A 340-nucleotide genomic window follows, 5' to 3' on the forward strand; every position below is an offset into this window, starting at 1 on the left:
CCCTCCTATTCGCAATGCAAATAACTTCCGCTCTAATTTTGTACCTGCTTTATCTGCGGAAGATTTAGGTTTTGCAAAAATGAAATTTATTGAATTTGTGCAGAAAGTTAATGCAGCACTTGATGAAAGCTCAATGCCCGAAATGAAAGTGTTTCAATCGAAGTTTATTGAATCAGAAAATCCTAAAGAGGCTCTTCACGACAGCGATCATAAAGCGATACACCATCAGCATCATAAAACCCCGTGGGATGGACTCGAAACTGCTCCAAATGAGCTACTAATCCACTATATTCATCAGAGCTAACAGGGATCGATGAAGTCTTAAATGATGCAGTCATTT

1 protein-coding gene is annotated in these 340 nt (G+C 38.8%); it reads left to right on the forward strand.

Features of this window, described 5'->3' with window-relative positions; genetic code table 11:
• Positions 1-304, forward strand: a 304-nt coding sequence (locus JEM65_RS21895) for a hypothetical protein (RefSeq protein WP_199603883.1), incomplete at its 5' end; no start/stop codon positions are given.
• Positions 305-340: the final 36 nt, after the last annotated feature.

Origin of the sequence: Gelidibacter salicanalis, from assembly GCF_016469035.1 — a bacterium.
GTDB lineage: Bacteria > Bacteroidota > Bacteroidia > Flavobacteriales > Flavobacteriaceae > Gelidibacter > Gelidibacter salicanalis_A.